This window comes from uncultured Sphingomonas sp., from assembly GCF_913778135.1.
Taxonomy (GTDB): Bacteria; Pseudomonadota; Alphaproteobacteria; order Sphingomonadales; family Sphingomonadaceae; genus Sphingomonas.
Genome location: NZ_CAJYVU010000038.1, coordinates 1 through 3910, shown reverse-complemented (window position 1 = coordinate 3910; position 3910 = coordinate 1). Strand labels below are relative to the sequence as shown.

The following is a 3910-nucleotide window of genomic DNA, read 5'->3' as shown; positions in this document are numbered from 1 at the left end:
TAGAAACAGCGCGGCGAGCGCGACCGGATCAGCCACGCGCGAGTGCACGGTCGAGGCGGTCGAAGGCCGCGTCGTCGGCGGGCAGACCTAAGCGTAACCAGTTCGGCTGTGCGTCGAACGGGCGCGTTAGGATGCCGGCGCGGGCGAGCAGGTCGAAGATGTCCCAGGCGCCGGGATGCTCGACCAGGCGGAACAGCGGGCAGGCCCCGCCGGCCTGGAGCCCGTGCGTGGCGAGCAGTGCGTCGAGCCGTGCTGCCTGGTCGCGGAGCCACGTGCGCGTCCCGGCAATCCATGCCGCGTCGTTGTAGGCGGCGGTGCCCCATACGATCGCCTGGGTGCTGACCGGCCAGTCGCCGAGCAGCGCGCGCACGCGATCGATTACGGCAGAACCTCCCACGACGAAACCTAGACGTACGCCGGCCAGCCCGAAGAACTTGCCGAACGAGCGCAGGACCGTAACGTTCGAGGCTTCACGAAGATGCGGCGCGACGCTGGACGCAGGGTCGACGTCGGCGAAGGCTTCATCGATCACGACCGCGCCACCTGCGGCTCTTGCCCGCGCGGCTAGGGCGAGTAGATCGTCGTGGGTACGTAGCAGGCCGTCGGGGTTGTTCGGATTGGCCACCAGCAGCGTGCCACCATTGTCGGCCTGCTGCGTGAGCGCGGCATGGCTTACGGCGTCCTCGGCAACCTCGCGGTGCGTGCCATAGGCCGTCGAGGCGGCTACCAGCGGACGGGGTAGCCCCGTGAAGGGTAATAGCCTGAGCGCGACCTCACTGCCCGGCACCGCCGCGACTTGGTCGGGCGCACATCCGAAGAACGCTGCAGCAGCGCGCTCCAAGTGTCGCAAGCTGCTCATCTCTGGAAGCGGACCGCTGTCGAAATCCACTGACACGGGCGCCCACGGACGCGGGTTGATGCCTGTCGAGAGGTCGAGCCAGGGCTTGGGCGCGTCGGGGTAGCGCCGCCGCGCGTCGTCGAGGCGACCGCCGTGCCGGGCGAAACGGGATGATTCTGCTTGCGTCACGGCGTGCGCCTTCGCCATTCACGCGTCCGTGGGCAAGTCGGGAGCATCATGAGCGCGCAGGCGAGGACGACGCTGGTGCTAGGCGGCGCGCGATCGGGCAAGAGCCGGCATGCGCAGGCGATTGCGGAGGCGTCTGCGGATAGGCGGATTTTCGTCGCGACCGCGCAGGCGTTCGACGGCGAGATGGCGGAACGGATCGCGATGCATCAGCGTGACCGCGATGTGAGCTGGCGGACGATCGAGGCGCCGGTCGATCTGCCTGGCGTGATCGTCGCCGAGGCGGGCAGCGGGCGCGTGCTGCTGGTCGACTGCCTGACATTGTGGCTGTCAAACCTGCTGCTGGCGGAGGCCGACCTTGAGGCGGCGAGCGACGCGCTGGTTGGCGCCATCCAGCGAGCGGAGGCGAACATCGTCTTCGTCAGCAATGAGGTCGGCTTCGGCATCGTCCCCGACAATGCGCTGGCGCGGCTATTTCGCGATGCGGCCGGACGGCTGAACCAGCGCCTCGCCGGCGTGTGCGACGCGGTGGAACTCGTGGTCGCCGGCTTGCCGCTGAGGATCAAGGGCTGATTAGCTGCGCGGCCGTGAACAGACGATCGACATAGGAGTGCGCCATGCGCAGTGACGAAGAACATGCCGCGAAGATGGCGAAGAAGAAGGTGGCGCACGACAAGATCGTGGCCGCCAAGCAGGTCGAGAAGGGTCTGCTGATCGTTCATACCGGCAAGGGGAAGGGCAAGACCTCCGCTGCGCTAGGAATGGTGGTGCGCGCGGTCGGACACGGAATGAAGGTCGGCGTGGTCCAGTTCGTCAAGGGTGCCATGGAAACGGGCGAGGCGCCGGTGTTCCGCCAGCTGGGTGTCGAATTCAAGCCGATGGGTGAGGGGTTCACCTGGGACACGCAGGACCGCGCGCGCGACATCGCGACTGCGCGCGCGGCCTGGGACGAGGTCAAACGGATGATCGCCGACCCGAGCTACCGCATGGTGCTGGCCGACGAACTGAACATCGTGCTGCGCTACGATTATCTGCCGCTGGACGAGGTGCTGGAGGTGCTGCGCGCGAAACCTGAGATGACGCACGTGATCGTGACCGGGCGCAACGCACCCGACGCGCTGATCGAGATGGCCGACCTGGTCACCGACATGACGCTAGTCAAGCACCCGTTCCGCGAGCAGGGCGTGAAGGCCCAGGCCGGAGTGGAATTCTGATCGAGCGGTAACGCCGACCGCTTCCGGACGCTGGCCTAGCGCGCCAGACGCTGATCGTAGCCCATCGCCTGCGCGGCGACCGCGACCTGCGTCCGGTTGCGCACGTTCAGCTTGCGCATCAGCGCGGTCATGTGCGCCTTCACGGTCGCCTCCGCGATGCCGAGGTCGTAAGCAATCTGCTTGTTGAGCAGGCCGGAACGGACGCCGTCCATGACCTTGAGCTGGGTGGGCGTCAGTCGTGCTGCAGGCGGCGTGAACGGGACAATTGTTCCTGCAACGATGCTTGGTGCTTCACTTGCTTGCTGAACGTTCATTTCCGGACCCTCCCCGATGCGGCCATTCTGCCGCTGTTCTAGGGTCGGTTTACATCATGTAGTTGGACAGGTTCAATCCCCGGAAGGACAAATCACGAGCGATTCGCTTGATTGGGACGAAGGCTGTCGTACAGCTTAGGCGAATAACGGACAGTGAACGTGCCGGGACGGGGAGAGGTGAGGTGACGATCAGGCAAGAAGCGCGTCGAGTTCGGCTCACCCGCGCGTGACGACGGCCGACCTGCATCTTCTCGGTGCCGCCTTCACTGGCATTGCGCTCTCGGTCGCGTTGATCGTGAAGGCGCGGCTGCATCCCTTCGTCGCCCTGCTGTGCGGCGCGTTCGCGGTCGGCACATTAGCCGGTCTGCCCGTGGCGGACACGGCCAAGGCGATCCAGAAGGGCGCGGGTGATATTCTGGGCGGCACTGGCCTGGTCGTCGCATTGGGGCTGGCGCTGGGCGCGATGCTGCAATTGTCGGATGGTGCGGGCGGAATCGCGCGGGCGGTGTTGCGCTGGTCGGGGCCGGCGGGTGCACCCTGGGCGGCGTTGTTGACCGCGCTGGTGATCGGGCTGCCGCTGTTCTTCGAGACCGGACTGGTCCTGCTGCTGCCGATCGTCGTGGCGGCGGCGGCCGCGATGCCGAATGCGGGCGACGCGACGAGGTTACGGCTGATGCTGTCCGCGATCACCGGATTGTCGGTCGTCCACGCGCTGGTGCCGCCGCATCCGGGACCGCTGCTGGCGGTCGAGTCGCTCGGTGCGGATCTGGGTCGCACGATGGTGTACGGACTGATTGTGGCAGTGCCGACCGCGGTGATCGCGGGACCGCTGCTCGCGCGGTTCACTACGCGGGGCGTTCAATTGGGAGCACCGACGCTCGCGCCTGCTCTCTCGATGAGTGCCACGCCATCGATCGGCCGGGCGCTCGCGGCGCTGCTGCTTCCCGTGGCGCTAATTACCGCGGGGCAGTTGCTCGCCTTGCTGCCGGGTGACCTAGCCGCGCACGCCGAGGCGCTGGCGTGGGCGAGCAACCCGATCGTGGCGCTGCTGATCGCCTGTCTGGTGGCGCTGCCGCTGCTGTTCGGTCGCGCTGCGCTGGACACGCCGGTGCAGACCGCGATCTGGAAGGAGACGATGGCGCCGGCGGGCGCGATCCTGCTGTCGATCGGGGCGGGCGGCGCGTTGAAGCAGGTGCTGGTTAGTGCAGGGCTGTCCGACCTGCTGGTGCGTGCCGCGAGCGGCGCGGCGGTGTCGCCGGTCGTGCTCGCCTGGGGCGTCGCAGTCTGTATCAGGTTGGCGACGGGCTCCGCGACGGTCGCCACGATCACCACCGCGGGCGTCATGCCCGGCGTCGTCG

General features: G+C 67.5%; 5 protein-coding genes. 3 read left to right on the top strand and 2 right to left on the bottom strand.

Translation table 11 applies throughout. The features are described 5' to 3' along the window. Positions 1-28 precede the first annotated feature (28 nt). Positions 29-1027: an aminotransferase class I/II-fold pyridoxal phosphate-dependent enzyme gene (locus QZ847_RS03895; protein ID WP_366930168.1), complete on the bottom strand. Its 999-nt coding sequence runs from the start codon at positions 1025-1027 to the stop codon at positions 29-31. 48 nt (positions 1028-1075) lie between these two features. On the opposite strand from QZ847_RS03895, the gene cobU reads away from it, so the two are divergent. After that, a complete protein-coding gene (cobU, locus tag QZ847_RS03890) occupies positions 1076-1597 on the top strand; it encodes a bifunctional adenosylcobinamide kinase/adenosylcobinamide-phosphate guanylyltransferase (RefSeq protein ID WP_294353222.1) in 522 nt (173 codons plus the stop codon). Between the two features lie 44 nt (positions 1598-1641). Beyond that, on the top strand, positions 1642-2238 hold the full coding sequence (cobO, locus tag QZ847_RS03885; protein WP_294353220.1) for a cob(I)yrinic acid a,c-diamide adenosyltransferase: 597 nt from the start codon (positions 1642-1644) through the stop codon (positions 2236-2238). A 35-nt stretch (positions 2239-2273) separates the two neighbouring features. Here cobO and QZ847_RS03880 read toward each other — a convergent pair whose 3' ends face one another. After that, the gene (locus QZ847_RS03880) at positions 2274-2552 is read right to left on the bottom strand and encodes a LuxR C-terminal-related transcriptional regulator (protein WP_294353218.1); all 279 of its coding nucleotides are present in this window, start codon (positions 2550-2552) and stop codon (positions 2274-2276) included. Positions 2553-2778: 226 nt separating this feature from the next. On the opposite strand from QZ847_RS03880, the gene QZ847_RS03875 reads away from it, so the two are divergent. Beyond that, the coding region (locus QZ847_RS03875) for a gluconate permease (protein ID WP_294353216.1) at positions 2779-3910 on the top strand (1132 nt) is incomplete at its 3' end.

What these genes read in the sequence shown, in the direction of transcription:
- cobU (WP_294353222.1), top strand. Translation starts at nt 1,076, where the DNA reads ATGAGCGCGCAGGCGAGGACGACGCTGGTGCTAGGCGGCGCGCGATCG.
- cobO (WP_294353220.1), top strand. Translation starts at nt 1,642, where the DNA reads ATGCGCAGTGACGAAGAACATGCCGCGAAGATGGCGAAGAAGAAGGTG.
- QZ847_RS03880 (WP_294353218.1), bottom strand. Translation starts at nt 2,552, where the DNA reads ATGAACGTTCAGCAAGCAAGTGAAGCACCAAGCATCGTTGCAGGAACA.